This is a genomic window from Clostridiisalibacter paucivorans DSM 22131, assembly GCF_000620125.1.
Taxonomy (GTDB): Bacteria; Bacillota; Clostridia; order Tissierellales; family Clostridiisalibacteraceae; genus Clostridiisalibacter; species Clostridiisalibacter paucivorans.
In genome coordinates this window covers 14,920-36,071 of record NZ_JHVL01000027.1, presented here as the reverse complement: position 1 = coordinate 36,071, position 21,152 = coordinate 14,920, and the positions used below count along the sequence as shown (strand labels likewise).

Genomic DNA, 21,152 nt, shown 5'->3' with positions numbered 1-21,152 from the left:
AATCTTTTATTTATGTTATAATTTAATAAGATAATAACTAATATTAGGGAGTGTTATAAATTTGAAATTACTTTTTTTTACTGATACTCACATCAGAGGAACTTCTCCTAAAAATAGAAAAGATAATATTGTAGAGACTTTAGAAACTAAATTTAATGAGATTGTAAATATAGCCAATAATTTAAACGTTGATTATGTGCTTCATGGGGGAGATTTATTTGATAGACCTGATGTATCGCCAGCAATAGTAAGAAGATTTGCCTTGATTCTAAATAAATTCAGAGCACCTATTTTAGCTATCGCAGGGAATCATGATATATATGGTCATAATCCTAAAACCATATATAGAACTATGTTGGGTATATTTGATGCCATGGGACTCATAAGACTGATAAAAGAAAATGAGAAAATAATAATTAATAAAGATGTTAAACTTCAGCTTACAGGGCAGCCTTATAGATATGATATCGATGGAAATAATAAAAAGGGTTATATAGTTACAGATAAAGACAGAGATATTGATTACTCAATCCATATGGTACATGGTATGCTTTTGGATAGACCTTTTATAAAGGGAATTCCTTATTCTTTAATAGATGATTTAAAAGATACATTAGCCGATATAACATTATCAGGTCATTATCATTCTGGGTTTGGAATAAAAACATTGGAAAATAAGTATTTTGTTAATCCTGGAAGTCTAATAAGGATAACAAATAGTATAAAAGAGATCAATAGGGTACCAAAGGTTGTTTTAATTACATTGGAGAAACAAATAGATATTAAATTAATACCACTAAAGAACATATTACCTGGAGAAGAAGTGCTTGATAGAGAACAGTTAGACTTATCTATTTATAGAAGTGAAAAATTGATTCAATTTAAACAATCTGTAGATTCAGCTGGTGACTTTGAAAAATTAGGGATAAACCATATTTTAGATAATTTATTAATGGCAGAAAATGTGGAGGAAAAAGTAAAAAAAGAAGCCATATCCCGTATAGAACAGGCTCAAATCGCATATACAGGAGATGATGATTAAAGATGTATATAACTAAGGTGATTCTTGAAAATTTCCAATCCCATAAATATACAGAAATAGATTTTGAAAATGGTTTAAATGTGATAGTTGGACCCTCTGATCATGGAAAGACTGCTATTATACGAGGTATAAAATGGGTTTTATACAATGAACCTGCAGGGACTTTTTTTATTAGAGAGGGAGAAAAAGAATGTAGTGTAACCATATATTTTAGTAATGGTGTAAAGATTCAGCGACTTAGAAGTGCTAGTAAGAATATTTATATGTATAATGAAGAAATTTATGAGGGGTTTGGCACTTCAGTACCTTTAGAGATAATTGAAAAGTTAAATATTAGAAAATTATTTTTAGATGGTAAACATTCTACTTCTATAAATGTTGGAGAACAATTAGAAGGTCCTTTTTTATTATCGGAAAAGCCAGCCACTCGTGCAAAAGCTATAGGTAGATTAGTAGATGTTCATATTGTAGACAAGGCTGTAAAAGATACGTTGAGAGACTATAGAAATTTAAATATGGATAAGAAAAAATCGGAAAAAGAACTAGACGATTTAGAAGATACTTTAAAAAGTTATGAATATTTAGATGAATTAAAATATAAAATATCAAAATTAGAAAAAACACGGGATTTAATAATTGAAAAAAAATATAAATTAAAAAAAATCAGAGAATTAAAGGGAAAGCATGATTTAGTAAAGTCAGAAATCAATAATACATATGTTATGCTCAAAAAATTAAAGGATATAGACTATTTAGCAAGTGCACTAAATGAAATAGAAGTAATTATACCAAGGTATAAATCTTTACTGTCAAAGAAAAAAACTTTTACAAAAACTGAAACTGAAATCAAAAAAATGGTTTGTCAAAACAATGCCTTATCAAAAATATATGAAATAGATAATTCAATCGATATATTGAATAAATTGATCAAAAAACAAGATTTTATTATTAGTTTAAATAATAAATATAAAGAGAATGTACAATTGATAAATAGAAATAGATCTTATTTAGATAAACTGAAACATATAGATAAATTATATAAAGATTCAGAAACACTGCATAGATATATACTCAAGTACAAAGAGTTTAAGGAAGTAGATGCTAAATTTAAATTGATAAAGAATAATATAGATAAGGGTCATAATTATATTAAGAAGTTTGATAATATATATATTGTTGATAATATAGTAGAAAAAATTTATAAAAATATTAATTTGATGAGTAGATATATAAAAACAAGACAAAATTATAAAGTTATTTCAGATAATATTCATAAAAATGAAGAAAAGCTAAAAACTTTAAAAAATGATATAGAGTCATTGCTAAATAATTATAGTAAGTTAATGAAAGATATGAAAGTATGTCCTCTATGCTTTAATTCAATAAATAAAGAAGATATAAATAGAATTTTAAATAATCTTAAATAATGGGAGGTTTGAGAATGACTAATCATGAAAAACATTTATCAGAGCTTAAAAATAATTTAGAAAAAGCAAAAACTTTAAAATATAAGGCGGAAGCTCGTCTAGAACAGTTAAATCGACAACAACAGGATATAATTGATGAACTTAATGATTTGGGTGTTAGTCCTGATGATTTAGATGAAGAAATAGAAAAGCTTGAAAAAGAAATAGAAAAACTTTTTAAAAAAGCAACAGAGTTATTACCTACAGATATATTAAAGAATGATTGAGGTGGATATGTTGATTACGGAAGACTATAATATAGATGGTCTCAATAAAGATATTATTAGTTTAAAGGAACACTTTATTAGAGAAACTGGTAAAAGAGAACGGATACAGGAAGAAATAAGGCTTAAAAAGAATGCATTGAAAACAGTAAATGAAAATATAGATTTACTAGAGAAGACTAATATACTTTTACAGAAAACTTCTAAGTTTGCAAGGGAACAAGCTAAAAAGCAAATTGAGGGCTTGGTAACAAATTGTCTTCAATATATCTTTAATTCTGACATAGAGTTCAAAATAGAAATAGATGAACTCTATGGTAAACCTAATGCTGAATTTTATGTTATAACTAAGTATGAAGATCAAATGATTAAAACTAAACCACAACAGTCTAGAGGTGGAGGTATAGTAGATATAATATCTTTGGCTCTTAGAATCGCATTTCTTCAATTGCATATGCCTAAGGTAGAAGGCCCTTTGATCCTAGATGAACCAGCGAAGCATGTAAGCAATGAATATATTTTTAATGTGGCTGAATTTTTAAAAGAAGTCTCTGAAATGTTCGATAGGCAGATTATAATGGTTACTCATGATAATCATTTATCTTCTATAGCTACACTATCTTATAGAGTGGTTCTAAGGGGGAGTATAAGCTATATTGAGCCTATAGAGGAGTAACATTTAACTTGACATAATAGTGTAAAAGTAATAAAATAATAACGAATATCAGTTGTTGTTTTAGGCATTATAAGTCTACAAATCATATGTAAAGTAGAGCCCTATAAGCCGAGTGTACTCGGTTTATATTTTTATAACACCTACAAAATATATTCAAAAACTTTGTGAATGTATTTTTGTAATATGAATTGACAAAATCTATATTAAATAAGATATATTTGAAATTAGGATTTTGTTGTGGGGTCTTTACAGTTTTTAAATGTTTATAGTGTTTGTATTGATTTTCTTTGATTTAATTCTACTTATATTTTATTAATTTATTAGTCTTAATTAATAATCAATAGCAAATACTACTTAATTGATATTGAAACTTGGAAAATAAATATTGTTAAAGGAGGTGCTTTGCCATCGTATACTATCTATTATCAGGTATATTAGGACTGGCAATTGGTATTTTTGCTGGTATTTATATTAGAAAGACTATAGCAGAAGCAAAAATAAAAACAGCAGAGGAAGAAGCAAAAAGAATTATAGAAGAAGGAATAAAGACAGCAGAAACTTCAAAAAAAGAATATCTTCTAGAGGGTAAAGAAGAGATTCATAAAATGAGAACGGATTTGGAGAGGGAAAATAGAGAAAGAAGAAATGAGTTTCAAAGGTTGGAAAGAAGATTGGTCCATAAAGAAGAAATATTGGATAGAAAAGGTGAATCCTTAGAGAAAAAAGAGGACATTTTAAACAAAAAGAATAAAGAAATAGAAAAAAGAGAGCTTGACATTGAAGAATTGTATAAAAAACAGGTAGAAGAATTAGAAAAATTATCTGGTTTAACATCTGATCAAGCAAGGGAACTATTATTGAATGATGTCAGAAAAGAAACAAGCCACGAAGCTGCAATTATGATTAAAGAAATTGAATATAAAGCTAAGGATGAGGCATCTAAAAGAGCGAGGGAAATTATATCTCATGCAATTCAAAAATGTGCAGCTGATCATGTAGCTGAAACCACAGTTTCAGTAGTGTCCCTTCCTAATGATGAAATGAAAGGTAGGATAATAGGAAGAGAAGGTAGAAATATTAGAACATTAGAAACCTTAACAGGTATAGACTTAATAATAGATGACACCCCCGAAGCAGTTATTTTATCTGGATTCGATCCAATAAGAAGAGAAGTAGCAAGAATAGCATTGGAAAAGCTTATTTCTGATGGAAGGATACATCCTGCTAGAATAGAAGAAATGGTTGACAAGGCAAGAAAAGAAGTAAGTGAACATATCAGAGAAGTAGGAGAACAAGCTACATTTGACACTGGTATACATGGTATACATTCTGAAATGGTTAGATTGTTGGGAAGACTTAAATTTAGAACTAGCTATGGACAAAATGTATTAAATCATTCCATAGAAGTATCTCATCTTGCCGGTATAATGGCGGCTGAGTTAGGCGCTGATGTAAAGATAGCGAAAAGAGCTGGCTTACTTCATGATATAGGAAAAGCAGTAGATCATGAAGTGGAGGGTCCTCATGTAGACATTGGAGTAGATTTATGTAGAAAGTTCAGAGAATCTAAAGAAGTTATTCATGCCGTTGCTGCTCATCATGGAGATGTAGAGCCTGAAACCATAGAAGCTATATTAGTCCAAGCTGCTGATGCTGTATCTGCAGCAAGACCAGGGGCTAGAAGAGAGACATTAGAAGCTTATATTAAAAGGCTTGAGAAGTTGGAAGAAATAGCTAACGGTTTTGAAGGAGTAGAAAAGTCATATGCTATACAAGCTGGTAGAGAGGTAAGAATAATTGTGAAATCTGATGAAATTAATGATTTAGATACAATACACATAGCTAGAGATATAGTTAAAAGAATTGAAAATGAATTAGAATATCCAGGCCAAATAAAAGTTAATGTTATAAGAGAGACAAGAGCTGTAGAATATGCAAAATAGAGGAGTTTAAACTTCTCTATTTTTTTATTAACAAAAAGTATAATTTAAAAATAATATAAAAAAATTTAAATAAAAAAAGGGTTTCATAGTTATTTGTAGAATAAAAGTATTATATTGTAATAAATTATAAAATACTAAGGGGGCTTTAAAAATGAATGTATTAAAAGTATCAGCAAAATCAAATCCAAATTCTGTTGCAGGGGCTTTAGCAGGAGTTTTGAGGGAAAAAGGATCTGCTGAAATTCAAGCAATTGGTGCAGGTGCACTTAATCAAGCAGTGAAAGCAGTAGCTATTTCTAGAGGTTTTGTTGCTCCTAGTGGCGTTGATCTTATTTGCATACCAGCTTTTACCGATATTGAAATAGACGGTGAAGAAAGAACAGCTATTAAATTAATTGTAGCACCAAGATAAAATAATAAGCAAAAAACCTGCCATAATAAATTATAGGCAGGTTTTTCATTATTTAATATGGACTATAATAAGGAGGGCTTATGATAAAAGCTGATTTACATATCCATACTACAGCATCTGATGGACTATTTACACCAGAAGAGGTTGTTGATTGGGCTATAAAAAAGGAAGTTGATATTATAGCAATTACTGACCATGATACTACTAAAGGAATTGATAGAGCGTTAAATGCTAATAATAAAAAGCACTTAAAAATAATACCTGGAATAGAACTTAGTAGTGAATTAAATAATAGTGAAATACATGTTTTAGGATATTGTATTGATTATAAGTCAAATTTGTTATACAATTTATCTGAAAAAATAAAAAGTCAAAGGATATTGAGGGCAAAAAAAATAATTGGAAAATTAGAAGGTTTAAATATACACATAAGTGAAAAGGACATAAGGAAAAATGTAGGTGAAGATTTTATAGGAAGACCTCATATAGCCATGGCGCTAATTGATAATGGATATGTTCAGAGTATAGAGGAAGCATTTGATAAATATTTAAAATATAATGGTCCAGCTTATGAACCAAGATTTAAATTAACTGTTAATGAATCTGTAAATTTAATCCATAGATTAGGTGGATTTGCAGTACTTGCCCATCCTGGCATCATACAGGGAGATATTAATGTAAAGGAGTTATTGATAGAGGAAAATTTTGATGGTATTGAAGTTATACATTCGAAACACTTTAATGAAGATGTTTTGAAATTTAAAACTATGGCAAAAGAATTAGAGTTAATAATGACAGGAGGCTCTGATTGCCATGGAAGATTGTTTGATGGCATTCCTATTGTTGGAGATTATTATATAAATGTATCTAAAGAACATAAATTTTTAAAGCAGCTGTAAGGAGGGGTAATATTGAATAAAAGAAACAGGCAATTTCCTTCCAAAATAAGTACTACGTCTTTTGTTAAATTATATATATTGCACTTACTAAAGGATAAAAGTTATTATGGCAATGAAATAATAGAAGTGATAAAAGAGAGGTTAGATGATAAATGGGAACCTAGTCCTGGTATGATATATCCTTTATTGAGACAGTTAGAAGAAAAAGGATATATCAAGGGACGATGGCAAGAACCTGATAAAAGGTCTATAAGGCATTATAGACTAACTGATGAAGGGTTTAAGCATTATAAGACCATAAAGAATACATATAAGGTCAATTTTATGGATTCTCTGACTATAATAACAAATGTTCTAACAGATATATATGAAATGAAATTATAAAAGATATATTATAAATTACTATGGAGGGCTTATATGAAATTAAATTTATCTAGAAAATTAAAAAACGTATCTTCTTCTATGACATTAAAGATTACAGCAAAGGCCAATGAAATGAGAGACAATGGGGTTGATATTATAGGATTTGGAGCTGGTGAGCCTGATTTTAACACTCCTGAGAATATACAATATGGGGCTATCGATGCCATAATATCGGGGAAGACTAAATATACTCCTGCATCGGGTATAAAAGAATTAAAGGATGCTATATGTGAAAAATTTAAAAAAGATAATAATTTAGCATATCTTCAAGATAATATAATAGTGTCCAATGGGGCTAAACATTCTTTATATAATGCGTTGTGCGCTATATTAAATCCTGGAGATGAAGTCATAATTTCTTCGCCTTATTGGGTAAGCTATCCTGAACTCATAAAGTTAGCTGGAGGTAAACCTGTATTAATAGAGACAAAAGAAGAAAATCATTTTAAATATACTGTAATGGATTTAGAAAAAGCATTTACTGAAAATACAAAAGCTATTATATTAAATACTCCCAATAATCCTACTGGTTCTGTATATAATGAAACTGAATTGAAAGATATAGCGGATTGGGCTGTGGAAAATAAGGTTTTGGTTATTTCAGATGAAATTTATGAAAAGTTAATATACGATGACAATAAACATATTAGTATTGCATCATTGGGAAAAGAAATTAAAGAATTGACTATTGTAATTAATGGTATGTCTAAGGCATTTTCTATGACTGGTTGGAGGATAGGCTTTGCGGCAGCTAATGATGAAATAATAAGGTTAATGTCCAATTTTCAAAGTCATACAACATCTAATCCTTCTTCAATTTCTCAATACGCTAGCATTAAAGGCCTTACAGAAAGTTATGATATTATTAATAATATGAGAAATCATTTTATCAATAGAAGAGATTATATGGTAGAAAAAATAAATTCCATACCTGGAATGTCATGCTATAATCCAGGTGGAGCATTTTATATAATGGCCAATATTTCTAAACTTAAAAATAAAAGTATTAATGGACGATTAGTAGATTCATCTATGACATTTTCTAATATTCTTTTAGAAGAAGCACATGTAGCTGTAATACCTGGAATAGCTTTTGGCAATGATGATTATATAAGGATTTCTTATGCTACATCTATGGATAATATAGAAAAAGGTCTAGATAGGATAGAAAGATTTATACGAGGAGGCATAATATGAAAAAATTATATGAAAATCCACTTATAACAAGATATAGTAGCAAAGAGATGGCAAATATATTTTCGCCTGATACGAAGTTTAAAACTTGGCGAAGACTGTGGATAGCTTTAGCGGAGTCACAAAAGGAATTAGGGCTAAATATAACCGATGATCAGATTAGTGAGATGAAAGATAATTTAGAAAGCATAGATTATGATATGGCAGCAGAAATGGAGAAAAAATTTCGTCACGATGTAATGGCCCATGTTCATACATATGGACATGTATGTCCAAAATCTAAAGGAATAATACATTTAGGAGCAACCAGTGCGTTTGTAGGAGATAATACAGACATAATCGTTATGAAAGAAGCTATGAATCTTATAAAGATAAAACTTGTAAATTTGATGGACAAAATAACTGAGTTCTCTTTAAAGTATAAAGATATGCCTACATTGGGCTTCACTCATTTTCAACCAGCTCAAATGACTACAGTGGGCAAGAGGGCCTCTCTTTGGTTACATGATATATATCTAGATTATAACAATTTAATTGATGGCATCAAAGGCCTAAAGATGAGGGGAGCAAAGGGTACAACTGGAACACAAGCTAGTTATTTAAATTTATTTGATGGAAACCATGAAAAAGTAAAAAAATTAGACAAATTGGTTGCTGAAAAAATGGGTTTTGAAGATACATATCCAGTCACTGGACAGACGTATTCTAGAAAGGTTGATTTCGATATACTGTCTGTGATATCAGGAATAGCACAGTCTATGCATAAGATTACTAATGATATAAGGCTTCTACAACATCTAAAGGAGATCGAAGAACCCTTTGGCAAAAACCAAATAGGCTCTTCAGCAATGGCTTATAAAAGGAATCCTATGAGAAGCGAAAGGATAGCATCTCTAGCTAGATTTATTATTTCTAATTTGATGAGTCCGGCGATGACATCTTCTACCCAATGGTTTGAAAGAACCCTTGATGATTCTGCAAATAGGAGATTGGTTATAGCCCAATCATTTTTAGCATGTGATGCAATATTGGAAATAGGAATAAATATTTTTGATGGCATTGTAGTATATGAAAATGTGATAAAACAACATATAGAAAATGAGCTTCCTTTTATGGCTACAGAAAATATCTTGATGGAGGCTGTTAAAAAAGGGGGAGATAGACAGGAATTACATGAAGTTATTAGGCAGTTATCAATGGAGGCTGGATACCAGGTCAAGGAGCTTGGAAAGAAAAACGATTTATTAGATAGAATAATATCTTCAGATAAGTTCCAACTATCAAAAGATGAATTAGAAAATATATTGGAACATAAAAAATATATTGGAAGATCTGCAAAACAAGTTGAAGAATTTATAGCAGACTATATTAAACCTATACTTAATAAATATAAAGAATATGTCGGAATTGATATTGAATTGAAAGTTTAATGTTTTTTGAAACCAAATAAAAAAGGTTAACATAATTAAATTATGTTAACCTTTTTTATTTGGTTGAATTGGAATGATATCTGAGAATATTTTAAACTCAATAGCCTTTATTATTTTTATATAATTAGAAACAAAAATGAACTTTTAATGCACTGATTGTAAAAATATGTAACGATTCAGATTGATTTTAAAGCTATTAAAATGATTAAAACATAGTATATGTCGTATTATGTATAAAAATAGCTGTAAGGATAAATAAAGACTAAAATAGACAAAATTTGTTTAGATAGTTTCAAATTAATAATTTTTTATATTTTTATAGATAAAAGCAGGAATTGGTCACTATTTTATAGAATATTACTTATATATTAGTCGCAAAATAGATATTTTGCGACTAATACTCAAAAACTAATAAGAAATGAGGGTAAAAAATGATATTTGATGAACCAATGCCTTTGATACTAGAAGATTTTTTAAACTATTTAGGCACTATAAAAGGAAAATCTCAAAATACAGTAAAAGAATATTATTATGATTTAAGAACTTTATTTAGGTTTCTAAAAATAAGATATAGGTTTGTAGATAGAAATATGGACTTCGACTCTATACCTATTGATGATATTGATGAAAAATTTATAGATAAAATTACATTGCAAGACCTATTTGCCTTTATATCTTACTCTGATATAAAGAGGAATAATTCTAATTTTGCAAAAGCAAGAAAAGTAGCCAGCATAAGATCTTTTTTTAAATATCTACATACAATTGTAAAGCTAGTAGATACTAACCCTGCATTGAATCTAGAAACCCCTAAAACTGATTCTAGGCAACCTGTTTATCTTACATTAGATGAATCTAAGTTTCTTTTAGATATTATAGATGGAACATATAAAGAAAGAGATTATGCCATCATTACCCTATTTTTGAATTGTGGTCTAAGGATATCAGAACTAATCAGTATAGATATAAATAAAATTAAAGATGATACTTTAACTGTTGTGGGCAAAGGAAATAAGGAACGTACTATATATTTAAATGATGCCTGTATAGATAGTATAAATAGGTATTTATCCGTAAGACCTACTGAAGGTGTGAAAGATAAGAAGGCCCTATTTTTAAGCAAAAGGAAAAATCGTATTAGTGTAAGGGCCGTACAACATTTAGTTAAGAAATATATGGAGAAAGCAAGCTTAGATACTGAGAAATACTCTCCTCATAAATTGAGGCATACAGCAGCTACATTGATGTATAAGTATGGTAATGTAGATATTCGTGCTTTACAAAAGATTTTAGGACACGAAAGTGTATCTACTACTCAGATATATACCCATATAGATGATGATAGACTTAGAAAAGCGGTTAAAAGTAATCCCCTTTCTAATAATAAAAAAGATAAAAAGGTTTAAGCTTTCAGCTAGTAACAAAATATATTTTTCATAATACAATGTATTAATAGTCAAATAAATAATAGGAGGTTGTATAATGGCTGAAAGTAAAGGTTTGTTCGGAGGTTTTGGAGAAAGTGGTAGTGAATTGTTATTCTTTTTCTTGTTATTAGTAGTATTATTTATGCCGAATGGCTTTGGTAGATATTAAAATAAAAGCAAATCTCTTAAAATGAGATTTGCTTTTATTTTAATATCGGGACTTTGATAATATCTCCTGGTTTAATTAGAACACTATCCATATCATTAATTTCTTTGATATTATGTATTATTTTTCTTATATCTTCCCCATTCTTTTTATTGTTCTTTGCTATAGTCCACAGGGTATCTCCTCTGTCTACAATTATCTCTTTATATCGTTTTGTATATGTACTACTGTATACCTTATCATTGTTTAATGCAATATTTATAAGTATCATCAAAAATAAAAATACAATTATAAGGAATGTTATAAATCTAGGTTTGCTAACAATAACTAATCTCTTTTTATGCACTTAAATCCCTCCTAAGAACGTTTGTTCGTTAATCTAATTATAATAGAACTTATGTTCTATGTCAAGGGTTTGGGGAACGAATGTTTGATAAAATTTTATAATTATGTTATAATTATTCTAAATATAACCATGTGAGGTGCTATTATGTATGAAGATTTATCAAAGAGCCAATTAAAAATTCTTGATTTTATAAAAAAAGAGATTCAAGACAAGGGGTACCCTCCTTCTGTTAGAGAGATATGTAAAGCTGTGGGGCTAAGATCTACTTCTACAGTACATGGGCATCTTTCTAAGCTTGAAGATAAAGGATACATAAGAAGAGATGCTACTAAGCCTAGGGCTATTGAAATTCTAGAGAGCAATAACGATATTTCTTATTTTTCTAAAAAAGAAATAGTTCAAGTTCCCATAGTTGGAAAAGTAACTGCAGGACAACCCATATTGGCTGTTGAAAATATAGAAGATACCTTCCCACTACCTGTAGACTTTGTAGACAATAATGATAGTTTCATGTTGTCTGTTCAAGGTGAAAGTATGATAGGTGCTGGTATATTAGATGGAGATTATGTATTGGTCAGGCAACAAAACACTGCTAACAATGGAGATATTATTGTTGCACTATTAGAAAATGAAGCTACAATAAAAAGGTTTTATATAGAAGACCAGTTTATTAAATTAAAACCTGAAAATCCATATATGGAACCTATATGTGTTAAGGACGTTATAATTTTAGGAAAAGTAATAGGGGTTTTTAGAAAAATAAAATAGCATTTTAAATGTTAAAGTAAAGCACAGACAATGTATTGTCTGTGCTTTACTTTACATAAATTTATTATGTAAAGCTATATCTCTATTAATTTATTTTTGTATAACTTATCGACTGCTTTCAATAATCCTAGTTTACAATGTTCATAAACAAGTCCTCCCTGAAAATAAACCATAAATGGTTTACGAATAGGTGCATCGGCGCTAAGTTCTATAGAAGACCCTTGTACAAATGCTCCTGCTGCCATAATTACTTTACTTTCGTACCCTGGCATGTCCCAAGGTATGGGAGTCACGTAGGAATCTACAGGAGAAGCGCTTTGTATTCCTTGGCAAAAGGCCACTACTCTTTCTTCGGTATTAAGTTGAATTCCTTGTATGATATCACTTCTTTTATCTTTTAAGTTTGGTATGACTTCAAACCCTAATTTTTCAAAAGTTGCTGCTACTAGTACAGCACCTTTCAATGCCTCACTAACTGTATGAGGAGATAAAAACAAACCTTGAAGCGTAGTTCTAGTAGTTCCAAAGGTAAGGCCACATTCTTTTCCAATACCTGGTGCAGTACTTCTATTGGCGATTTTAGTGACTAAATCTTTTTTCCCTACTATATATCCTCCACTTAATGCTAATCCCCCTCCAGGGTTTTTGATTAAAGAACCAGCCATAATATCTGCTCCCACATCAGTAGGCTCTAATTCTTCTACAAATTCACCATAACAGTTATCTACCATACAAACTATATTATTGTATTTTGATTTTATAAAACGTATTGTATTTTCTATTTCTTTTATGGTTAATGCTTTTCTAGTACTATATCCAGTAGACCTTTGTATTAATATAAGCTTTGTTTTTTCAGATATTGTATGTTCTAATAAATCTAAATCTATTTCTCCATGATCTGTCAAAGGAACTTCTTTATAATTGATTCCATATTCTTTTAAGTTTCCTGGTTCATTTCCTTTTATACCTATAACCTTCTGTAAAGTATCATAAGGAGCACCAGCAGCAGATATCATCTCATCTCCTGGCCTTAGTATCCCTGATAACGTTAAAGTTAAAGCGTGGGTACCTGAGACAATAGTAGGTCTTACTAATGCATCTTCAGTATTAAATATATAACTAAAAATTTCTTCCACCTTTTCTCTACCCACATCATCATAACCATATCCAGTAGTCCAGTTAAAATGTGTATCATCTAATTTAGCCCTTTGCATGCTACTTATTATTTTATATTGATTTAATTCTTTTATTGAATCAATTTTATTAAATTGCTGAGTTATTTTCTTTTCTATTTCATTTATATATGAAATAACATATTTATCTAAATCAAACTGTTTACATAATAATTTTATAGTAAATTCATTCATCGATATCACCTGCTTAGTTTATTATATATTTACCTAAAGATAGCTGGTCTTAGACCAGCTATCTTTAATTACTTCCTTCTTTATTCATAAAAGTTACTTTTTTACTGGGTATTATAGTAGATATTGCATGTTTATATATAAGCTGTTGAATACCATCACAAGCAAGTACTACAGTATAATTATCAAATCCCATTACATGACCCTTCAGTTGATAACCATTAATTAGATAGATAGTTATACCTATGTTTTCCTTTCTAACTTTATTTAAAAAAGCATCTTGAAGATTTATATTGCTTTTCAAATATACCCCTCCTAAAATCTATTTATTTCCTTAAATTATTATAAATAAAATGTTAATGTTAAAGACTAAGAATGATTTAAATCTTTTCTTATATACTTCACTATATCTTCAGTGAGATATGTATCATTTTCATAATTATCTTTATTAAACCATCTTATTCTTTTATCTCTTCTAAACCAAGTAATCTGTCTTTTAGCAAATCTTCTAGTATCTCTTTTTAAGATATGGATAGCTTCTTCCAAAGACCATTCACCCTCTAAATATTTAATTATTTCTTTATACCCCAATCCTTGTAATGCTATAGAAGAAGGACTATACCCCTTTGATAATAGATTCTTCACTTCATCTATTATTCCCTTTTCAATCATTGTATCTACTCTTTTATTTATTCTTTCATATAGTCTTTTTCTATTCATATTTAATCCAAGAAAAATCAGTCTATACTCTTTATTTTCTTCTCTAAACTTCTTATAGTAATAAGACATGGGTTTTCCAGTTATATGGTATATTTCTAATGCCCTTATTATTCTTTTTCTATCGTTTATATGTATTCTATTATATGATTCTAAATCTACCTTTTTTAGCTCTTCATGTAGATATCCATTTCCAAATTTTTCAGCAATTCTATTATATTTAGCCCTTAATTCCCAATCAGAAACTGCATTTGTAAAGTCAAGATTATATACAATAGAATTAATATATAGTCCTGTGCCTCCAACAAGCATAGGGATTTTCCCTTTATTTGCTATTGTCTTTATATAATATTTTGCTTTTTGTTGAAAATCCGATGCGCTAAATTCTTCATTAGGAAGAATTTCATCTATCATGTAATGTTTAATAGAGTTCATCTCTTCTTCATTGACTTTTGCAGTACCTATGTCCATATATTTATATATTTGCATAGAATCAGCTGATATAATTTCTCCATCAATTTTTTTAGCTATTTGTATAGAAATAGCTGTTTTTCCTATAGCAGTAGGCCCTACTAATATAACAAGAGGCTGTTTTGTATACATATTATCACAACCTTTATTGAATTCTTTTAAATTTTTTTTCTAATTCATATTTAGTCATTTTTATTATTATAGGTCTTCCGTGGGGACATGTAAAAGGATTTTGGGATTTACTTAAATCATTTATAAGTTTTTTTATTTCTATATCCTGTATTCTATCCCCTCCTTTAATAGAATTTGTACATGCCAATTTCATAATTTTATCTATTTTAAGATCATAAGTAGTATTTAAATCTGATCTTATATTATCTAAAATTTCCATAAACATTTCCTTTGAATTTGGTTTCCCAAATATCATAGGTACACCTCGTAATATTAAATTATTACCTCCAAAATCTTCTATTATAAAACCTAGTCTTTTAAATATTTCAATATTATTGATTATTGACTCATAATCTTTAAATGATACATCTATTACTTCTGGAGCTAGTAGGTTTTGTATAACGATATGTTCATTTAAATACTGTTCTTTGTATTTTTCATACATAATTCTTTCATGGGCAGCATGTTGGTCAATAATATAAAAAATTTTATTATCTAAATCTTCTCCCAATATATATGTAGAAAAGATTACTCCTACAACTTTCAGATTTGGAAATATTCCAGTATCCTTTTTTTTGTTTTTATCATCAGAAGGAAGATTTTTTTTGCTTTCAAATATAAATTTTTTTTCATCTTTAATATTTATATTACCATAGTTATTATTGTTTTCTTTAATATTATAGGATAATCTTTTTTCATATCCTTTTACAGATGGTTCAACATCTTTATTATTGCTACTATTATTGTCTTCAATTTTTATATCTATAAAGGATGTTTGTTTTTCTTCTTTTTTCACTTTTTTTTCCGATTTTATTTCAGGAATTATATATTTGTTTTTAATTGTATTGTGTACTAAATTATAAATGATTTTTTTAATTAGTTCTTCCTGCTGAAATCTTATTTGGAGCTTACTAGGGTGTATATTTACATCTATAGTTTCAGGATTTAATTTTAAACACAAAATAGCTACAGGATATCTATTAATTGTTAATAACTCCTTATACCCCTCTTCTATTGCCTTAGAAATCATTTTACTTCTAACGTATCTATCGTTAACAAAGAAATATTGATATTTCCTATTGCCTCTAGTATATGATGGATTAGAAATAAATCCATTTATATCAACATTACTATCTTTATAAGATATGGGAATAATATTTTGGAATATATCTTTGCCAAAGACATCATAAATAGTTGACTTGATGTCATTATTTCCTGAAGTTTTTAGTATCATCTTATTATCTCTTATATATTTAAAAGATATCTCTGGATGTGCTAATGACAATTTATATACTATATCTGTAATCTTAGATGATTCTGATGCTTCTGTCTTCAAATATTTTTTTCTTACTGGTGTGTTGTAAAAAAGGTTTTTTATAACAATAGTAGTACCAGACGGACATCCAACTTCATTTTTGTCTACTATTTTTCCACCTCTAACATTTACTTCGATACCTTCTAAGGCATCTTTGGTCTTAGTTATCATTTGAACGTGAGAAACAGCCGCTATACTTGCTAACGCCTCTCCTCTAAAGCCAAGGGACATTACTTTTTCCAAGTCTTTAGCAGATTTTATTTTACTAGTAGTATGTCTTAAGAATACAAGATTTATGTCACTTATATCTATTCCCGTTCCATTGTCTGTTACTCTTATATAAGTTTTTCCTCCATTTTTAACTTCAATAATTATAGATTTAGATCCAGCATCTATAGAGTTTTCAACCAATTCCTTTACTATAGAAGATGGATTTTCTATAACTTCACCAGCTGCAATTTTATTAATAGTAGTATCATCTAATATATTAATTTTAGTTGTCATTAAAATAATCACCTACAAATCTTTAACTTTTTTAATAAGAGAATAGAGTAGATTCATAGCATCCATAGGGGTTGTATCCATGATATCTACATTTTTAATCTTATCTATTATTTCTTTTTCCTTAGCATTAAATAAATCTAATTGCATTTCTTTATCATTATTCTTACTGTTCTTTTCTTTTGGAACGATATCTGAAAGTTTTCCTTTTTTAGTAATATTTTTTTCTTCAAGACTTTTCAAAATAATTTTCGCTCTATCTATTACCTCTTTAGGAACTCCAGCTAATCTAGCTACTTCTATTCCATAACTCTTATCTGCTCCACCCCTTGAAATCTTTCGAAGGAAAATTATATCTTCTCCCTTTTCTTTAACTAATATTTTATAATTTTTTACTCCATCAATTTTACCTTCTAATTCTGTTAATTCATGATAGTGGGTAGCAAAAAGGGTTTTAGCTCCTATCTTATCCTTGTTACTTATATATTCCACTACAGACCAAGCAATACTAAGCCCATCAAAGGTGCTAGTTCCTCTACCTATTTCATCCAGAATTACAAGGCTGTTTTTAGTACTATTGTTTAATATATTTGCCACTTCACTCATTTCGACCATAAATGTACTTTGCCCCTGTGCAAGGTCATCAGAAGCACCTACCCTAGTAAATATTTTATCGACTATTCCAATATTAGCTGATTCAGCAGGAACAAAACTACCGATCTGAGCCATTAAAGTTATTAAGGCAACTTGTCTCATATATGTAGATTTACCTGCCATATTAGGTCCAGTGATAATAATAATCCTATTTTTATTATCTAAGAAGGTATTATTAGGAACAAATAACTCTTGATCTATCATTTTTTCCACTACAGGATGCCTACCAGATTGTATATCAATAATACCCTCAGTGTTTAGTGTTGGCATGATATAGTTATTATTAAATGCTATAATAGCTAAAGATAATAAACAGTCTATGCATGATATTATATGTGCACAAGACTGAATTCTTTTCACTTCATTTCTTATTCTATCTCTAATTTCCATAAAGATTTGATATTCTATATTCATACTTTTTTCTTCTGCACCTAATATTTTACTTTCCATATCTTTTAATTCAGGAGTTATATATCTTTCTGAATTAGCCAATGTCTGTTTCCTCATATAATTATCTGGAACATTTTTAATATTTGTTTTAGTTACTTCTATATAGTATCCAAAAACTTTGTTATATCCTACTTTAAGAGATTTTATACCTGTTCTTAATTTTTCATTTTCTTCTAAGCTAGATAACCATTCCTTACCTTTAGCTGAAGCTTCTTTCAATTCCTTAAGAGTTTCATCATATTGGGGCTTTATTATTCCTCCTTCTTTTATCGTTAAAGGAGGCTCATCTATAATTGAATCTTCTATCAAATTATAGACATCCATTAGCTCGTCTATTTTGTTACCAAGTTTAACTAAAAGCTTGGTGTCCGCAGATATAAGTATATCTTTAATATCAGGAATAACTTTTATAGAATCTTTTAAAGAGATCAAGTCCCTTCCATTACAATTACCATAAGATATTCTACCCATAAGTCTTTCCATGTCATATATTGATTTCAACAAGTCTTTTAAAGAATCTACAGTATCCTTATTATTGTATAAGAATTTTACAGCATTAAGTCTTTCAATTATTTTAGTTCTATCTAATAAAGGTTCTTCTATCCATTTTTTTAATAGTCTTGCCCCCATGGCTGTAGATGTTTTATCTAATAACCATAATAGAGACCCTTTTTTAGATTTATCTCTCATGGTCTCTGTTAATTCTAGATTTCGTCTAGTATTTATATCTAATACCATATATTTATCCATACTATAGTATCTCACAGTATTCAGATGACTTAGTACAATCTTTTGAGTTTCTGTCAAATATTCTAATAAGCCTCCTAAAGAAGATGTGGAATACTTTTTATTCTCTATTCCAAATCCTTCTAAAGTAAGTACATTAAAATGATTTAATATCTTATTTTTACAATGGGAAATTTCAAATGCCCAATCATGATAAGTGTTTAATACTAAATTGAATCTATCCTTAATTTTTTTTATGAGTTTTTCGTTTTCATATAAAAAGCTATTTACAATGATTTCTGTAGGTTGAATTTTAGCTAATTCATCAAGCAATTTATGCTCTATATTTGTATTGTTATTTGCTATTTCAGTAGTGTATAAATCACCAGTAGTTATGTCACTATAAGATATGCCAAATCCATCTTTATCCATATATATACACGATAGATAATTATTTCTCTTTTCATCTAATACTTTAGCATCAGTTATAGTTCCTGGAGTAATTATTCTTACTACATCTCTTTTAACAATCCCCTTTGATTTAGCGGGATCTTCAACTTGTTCACATATAGCTACTTTATATCCCTTTTTTATTAATTTCGCTATATAGGAATCAGAAGAGTGGTAAGGGATACCACACATAGGGGCTTTTTCCCTTTGACCACAATCTCTACCAGTTAAGGCTATTTCCAATTCCTTTGATGCTAATATAGCATCATCAAAAAACATTTCATAAAAATCTCCTAATCTAAAAAACAGAATAGCATCCTTATGTCTAGATTTTATCTCCATATATTGTTTCATCATGGGAGTTAAATTACTCAAACTATATTCCTCCTATATTGATTTATAAAAAAAGTGTATATAATTTTCAATAATGGATACAAATATTATAACATATACAACTTTTCTCCCTTACCTTATGTTTTTAAAAATTCATAATCTATTTTGTAGTTATGAGATCTCCTTCTAATGTCCAAGTCTTTACTGTGTTAATTTTAACATCAACTAGTTTTCCTATTAAGCTTTTTTCTCCTTTAAAGTGAACCAATTTATTAGTTCTAGTTCTGCCAGAAAGTATAGATTCATTGTTTTTACTAGTACCCTCTACTAATACTTCCACTATTTTATTTAAATATGGAAGGTTTCTATTATAACTAATAGGGTGAAGTGTATCTAAAAGTTTTTGAAATCTTTTATTTTTTATTGATTCGGGGACTTGATCTTCCATTTTTGCAGCAGGAGTTCCTTTTCTAATAGAATATAAAAAAGTAAAAGCAGAATCATAACCTACTTGCTTAACTACATCTAAAGTTTCTTCAAAGTCTTCTTCTGTTTCCCCAGGGAAGCCAACAATAATATCTGTAGTAACAGCTATATCTGGTATTTCTTTCTTTATTTTTTCTACAAGTTCTAAATATTTTTCTTTTGTATATTTTCTATTCATAGATTTAAGTATATTATTGCTTCCAGATTGAAATGGTAAATGTATATGCTCACACACTTTATCACATTTCTTTATAGCCTCTATTAATTCATCCGAAAGATCTTTGGGATGTGAAGTCATAAACCTAATCCGTTCAATTCCATCCACTTCATTTAACATATATAGCAATTGAGCAAATGTTAACTTGCTGTCCAAAGTCTTTCCATAAGAATTAACATTTTGTCCTAATAAGGTAATTTCCTTATATCCTTCTTTGCTAAGTTTAAGTACTTCATTTAATATATCTTCAGGCTCCCTGCTTTTTTCTCTACCTCTAGTATAGGGAACAACACAATACGTGCAGAAATTATTACATCCATACATAATATTAACATAGGCTTTAAAACTAAATTTCCTTTTAACGGGTACATATTCTGTTATATGGTCACTATCTTCCAATACCTCTATTAACATTTCATCATTTTGATTATATTTAGATAATAACTCTGGCAATCTATGAATGTTATGGGTTCCAAATATTATATCAACATGTCTATATTTAGATTTTATAATATCTCTTATCTCTTTTTTCTGCATCATACATCCACATACTGCTATTATAAGTTCAGGATTTTCTTTTTTTAGTTCTTTTAATTCTCCTAAATTTCCATAAACTTTATTTTCAGCATTTTCTCTAATCAAGCATGTATTAAATATTATTAAATCAGCTTCTGCTTTATTTTCAGTCTGAGTGAAATTCATTTGGTCTAATATACCAATAATCATTTCGGAATCGTGCTCATTCATTTGACAACCCCAAGTAGATATTAGATATTTTTTGCTTTTTCTATTTCCATCTATATTCAAAATAATTCCTCCTATGATTTTAGTTCTATATTCAATTATTATACCAAAATATCAATTTTAATCATATATTTTAT

Annotated in this window: 19 protein-coding genes; 12 read left to right on the top strand and 7 right to left on the bottom strand. The window is 28.8% G+C overall.

The genetic code is table 11. From position 1 onward, the window contains the following. Positions 1–61: 61 nt before the first annotated feature. From Q326_RS0108930 to Q326_RS0108880, 11 genes are all read left to right on the top strand, one after another. Positions 62–1,042, top strand: coding sequence for a metallophosphoesterase family protein (locus tag Q326_RS0108930; RefSeq protein WP_026895077.1), 981 nt, complete (start codon positions 62–64; stop codon positions 1,040–1,042). A 2-nt stretch (positions 1,043–1,044) separates the two neighbouring features. Then, positions 1,045–2,469, top strand: a complete 1,425-nt coding sequence (locus tag Q326_RS17035) for an AAA family ATPase (RefSeq protein WP_051531338.1) — start codon at positions 1,045–1,047, stop codon at positions 2,467–2,469. Positions 2,470–2,483: 14 nt separating this feature from the next. Further along, the gene (locus Q326_RS0108920; RefSeq protein ID WP_026895076.1) at positions 2,484–2,735 is read left to right on the top strand and encodes a hypothetical protein; all 252 of its coding nucleotides are present in this window, start codon (positions 2,484–2,486) and stop codon (positions 2,733–2,735) included. A gap of 7 nt (positions 2,736–2,742) precedes the next feature. Next, positions 2,743–3,408: an AAA family ATPase gene (locus tag Q326_RS0108915; protein WP_026895075.1), complete on the top strand. Its 666-nt coding sequence runs from the start codon at positions 2,743–2,745 to the stop codon at positions 3,406–3,408. Between the two features lie 407 nt (positions 3,409–3,815). Further along, a complete protein-coding gene (rny, locus tag Q326_RS0108910; RefSeq protein WP_034601695.1) occupies positions 3,816–5,351 on the top strand; it encodes a ribonuclease Y in 1,536 nt (511 codons plus the stop codon). A gap of 151 nt (positions 5,352–5,502) precedes the next feature. Next, positions 5,503–5,763 (top strand): stage V sporulation protein S, encoded by a 261-nt coding sequence (locus tag Q326_RS0108905; RefSeq protein ID WP_026895073.1) that lies wholly within the window; start codon positions 5,503–5,505, stop codon positions 5,761–5,763. Positions 5,764–5,843: 80 nt separating this feature from the next. After that, a complete protein-coding gene (locus Q326_RS0108900; RefSeq protein ID WP_084489588.1) occupies positions 5,844–6,662 on the top strand; it encodes a PHP domain-containing protein in 819 nt (272 codons plus the stop codon). A 12-nt stretch (positions 6,663–6,674) separates the two neighbouring features. After that, the gene (locus tag Q326_RS0108895; protein ID WP_245592078.1) at positions 6,675–7,046 is read left to right on the top strand and encodes a PadR family transcriptional regulator; all 372 of its coding nucleotides are present in this window, start codon (positions 6,675–6,677) and stop codon (positions 7,044–7,046) included. Between the two features lie 33 nt (positions 7,047–7,079). Then, entirely contained in the window at positions 7,080–8,282 is a 1,203-nt protein-coding gene (locus tag Q326_RS0108890) for a pyridoxal phosphate-dependent aminotransferase (RefSeq protein ID WP_026895070.1), read from the top strand. Continuing rightward, entirely contained in the window at positions 8,279–9,709 is a 1,431-nt protein-coding gene (purB, locus tag Q326_RS0108885; protein WP_026895069.1) for an adenylosuccinate lyase, read from the top strand. Before Q326_RS0108890 ends, purB begins: the two co-directional genes overlap by 4 nt. 431 nt (positions 9,710–10,140) lie before the next feature. After that, on the top strand, positions 10,141–11,115 hold the full coding sequence (locus tag Q326_RS0108880; RefSeq protein WP_026895068.1) for a tyrosine recombinase XerC: 975 nt from the start codon (positions 10,141–10,143) through the stop codon (positions 11,113–11,115). Between the two features lie 224 nt (positions 11,116–11,339). Here Q326_RS0108880 and yneA read toward each other — a convergent pair whose 3' ends face one another. Next, positions 11,340–11,648 carry a cell division suppressor protein YneA gene (gene yneA / locus Q326_RS17030; RefSeq protein ID WP_051531336.1) on the bottom strand — a complete coding sequence of 103 codons (309 nt, stop codon included), beginning with the start codon at positions 11,646–11,648 and terminating at the stop codon, positions 11,340–11,342. Positions 11,649–11,792: 144 nt separating this feature from the next. Between yneA and lexA the strand changes: the two genes are divergently transcribed. Beyond that, positions 11,793–12,416 carry a transcriptional repressor LexA gene (gene lexA, locus Q326_RS0108865; protein WP_026895067.1) on the top strand — a complete coding sequence of 208 codons (624 nt, stop codon included), beginning with the start codon at positions 11,793–11,795 and terminating at the stop codon, positions 12,414–12,416. A gap of 74 nt (positions 12,417–12,490) precedes the next feature. On the opposite strand, the gene Q326_RS0108860 is transcribed toward lexA, so the two are convergent. The 6 genes from Q326_RS0108860 to miaB form a co-directional block, all read right to left on the bottom strand. Next, complete coding sequence (locus Q326_RS0108860; protein WP_026895066.1) at positions 12,491–13,783, bottom strand: methionine gamma-lyase family protein; 1,293 nt, start codon at positions 13,781–13,783, stop codon at positions 12,491–12,493. Between the two features lie 64 nt (positions 13,784–13,847). Further along, positions 13,848–14,084, bottom strand: a complete 237-nt coding sequence (gene hfq, locus Q326_RS0108855; protein WP_026895065.1) for an RNA chaperone Hfq — start codon at positions 14,082–14,084, stop codon at positions 13,848–13,850. Between the two features lie 65 nt (positions 14,085–14,149). Further along, positions 14,150–15,100 (bottom strand): tRNA (adenosine(37)-N6)-dimethylallyltransferase MiaA, encoded by a 951-nt coding sequence (gene miaA / locus Q326_RS0108850; RefSeq protein WP_026895064.1) that lies wholly within the window; start codon positions 15,098–15,100, stop codon positions 14,150–14,152. A gap of 13 nt (positions 15,101–15,113) precedes the next feature. After that, positions 15,114–16,958, bottom strand: a complete 1,845-nt coding sequence (gene mutL / locus Q326_RS0108845) for a DNA mismatch repair endonuclease MutL (protein WP_026895063.1) — start codon at positions 16,956–16,958, stop codon at positions 15,114–15,116. A gap of 12 nt (positions 16,959–16,970) precedes the next feature. Then, positions 16,971–19,610 (bottom strand): DNA mismatch repair protein MutS, encoded by a 2,640-nt coding sequence (gene mutS, locus Q326_RS0108840; RefSeq protein WP_026895062.1) that lies wholly within the window; start codon positions 19,608–19,610, stop codon positions 16,971–16,973. Between the two features lie 118 nt (positions 19,611–19,728). After that, the gene (gene miaB, locus Q326_RS0108835) at positions 19,729–21,018 is read right to left on the bottom strand and encodes a tRNA (N6-isopentenyl adenosine(37)-C2)-methylthiotransferase MiaB (protein ID WP_245592080.1); all 1,290 of its coding nucleotides are present in this window, start codon (positions 21,016–21,018) and stop codon (positions 19,729–19,731) included. Between the last annotated feature and the right edge of the window lie 134 nt (positions 21,019–21,152).

What these genes read in the sequence shown, in the direction of transcription:
- Q326_RS0108880 (WP_026895068.1), top strand. Translation starts at nt 10,141, where the DNA reads ATGATATTTGATGAACCAATGCCTTTGATACTAGAAGATTTTTTAAAC.
- Q326_RS0108920 (WP_026895076.1), top strand. Translation starts at nt 2,484, where the DNA reads ATGACTAATCATGAAAAACATTTATCAGAGCTTAAAAATAATTTAGAA.
- Q326_RS17035 (WP_051531338.1), top strand. Translation starts at nt 1,045, where the DNA reads ATGTATATAACTAAGGTGATTCTTGAAAATTTCCAATCCCATAAATAT.
- mutL (WP_026895063.1), bottom strand. Translation starts at nt 16,958, where the DNA reads ATGACAACTAAAATTAATATATTAGATGATACTACTATTAATAAAATT.
- Q326_RS0108900 (WP_084489588.1), top strand. Translation starts at nt 5,844, where the DNA reads ATGATAAAAGCTGATTTACATATCCATACTACAGCATCTGATGGACTA.
- Q326_RS0108915 (WP_026895075.1), top strand. Translation starts at nt 2,743, where the DNA reads ATGTTGATTACGGAAGACTATAATATAGATGGTCTCAATAAAGATATT.
- Q326_RS0108905 (WP_026895073.1), top strand. Translation starts at nt 5,503, where the DNA reads ATGAATGTATTAAAAGTATCAGCAAAATCAAATCCAAATTCTGTTGCA.
- lexA (WP_026895067.1), top strand. Translation starts at nt 11,793, where the DNA reads ATGTATGAAGATTTATCAAAGAGCCAATTAAAAATTCTTGATTTTATA.
- miaA (WP_026895064.1), bottom strand. Translation starts at nt 15,100, where the DNA reads ATGTATACAAAACAGCCTCTTGTTATATTAGTAGGGCCTACTGCTATA.
- purB (WP_026895069.1), top strand. Translation starts at nt 8,279, where the DNA reads ATGAAAAAATTATATGAAAATCCACTTATAACAAGATATAGTAGCAAA.
- miaB (WP_245592080.1), bottom strand. Translation starts at nt 21,018, where the DNA reads ATGAATGAGCACGATTCCGAAATGATTATTGGTATATTAGACCAAATG.
- Q326_RS0108860 (WP_026895066.1), bottom strand. Translation starts at nt 13,783, where the DNA reads ATGAATGAATTTACTATAAAATTATTATGTAAACAGTTTGATTTAGAT.
- Q326_RS0108890 (WP_026895070.1), top strand. Translation starts at nt 7,080, where the DNA reads ATGAAATTAAATTTATCTAGAAAATTAAAAAACGTATCTTCTTCTATG.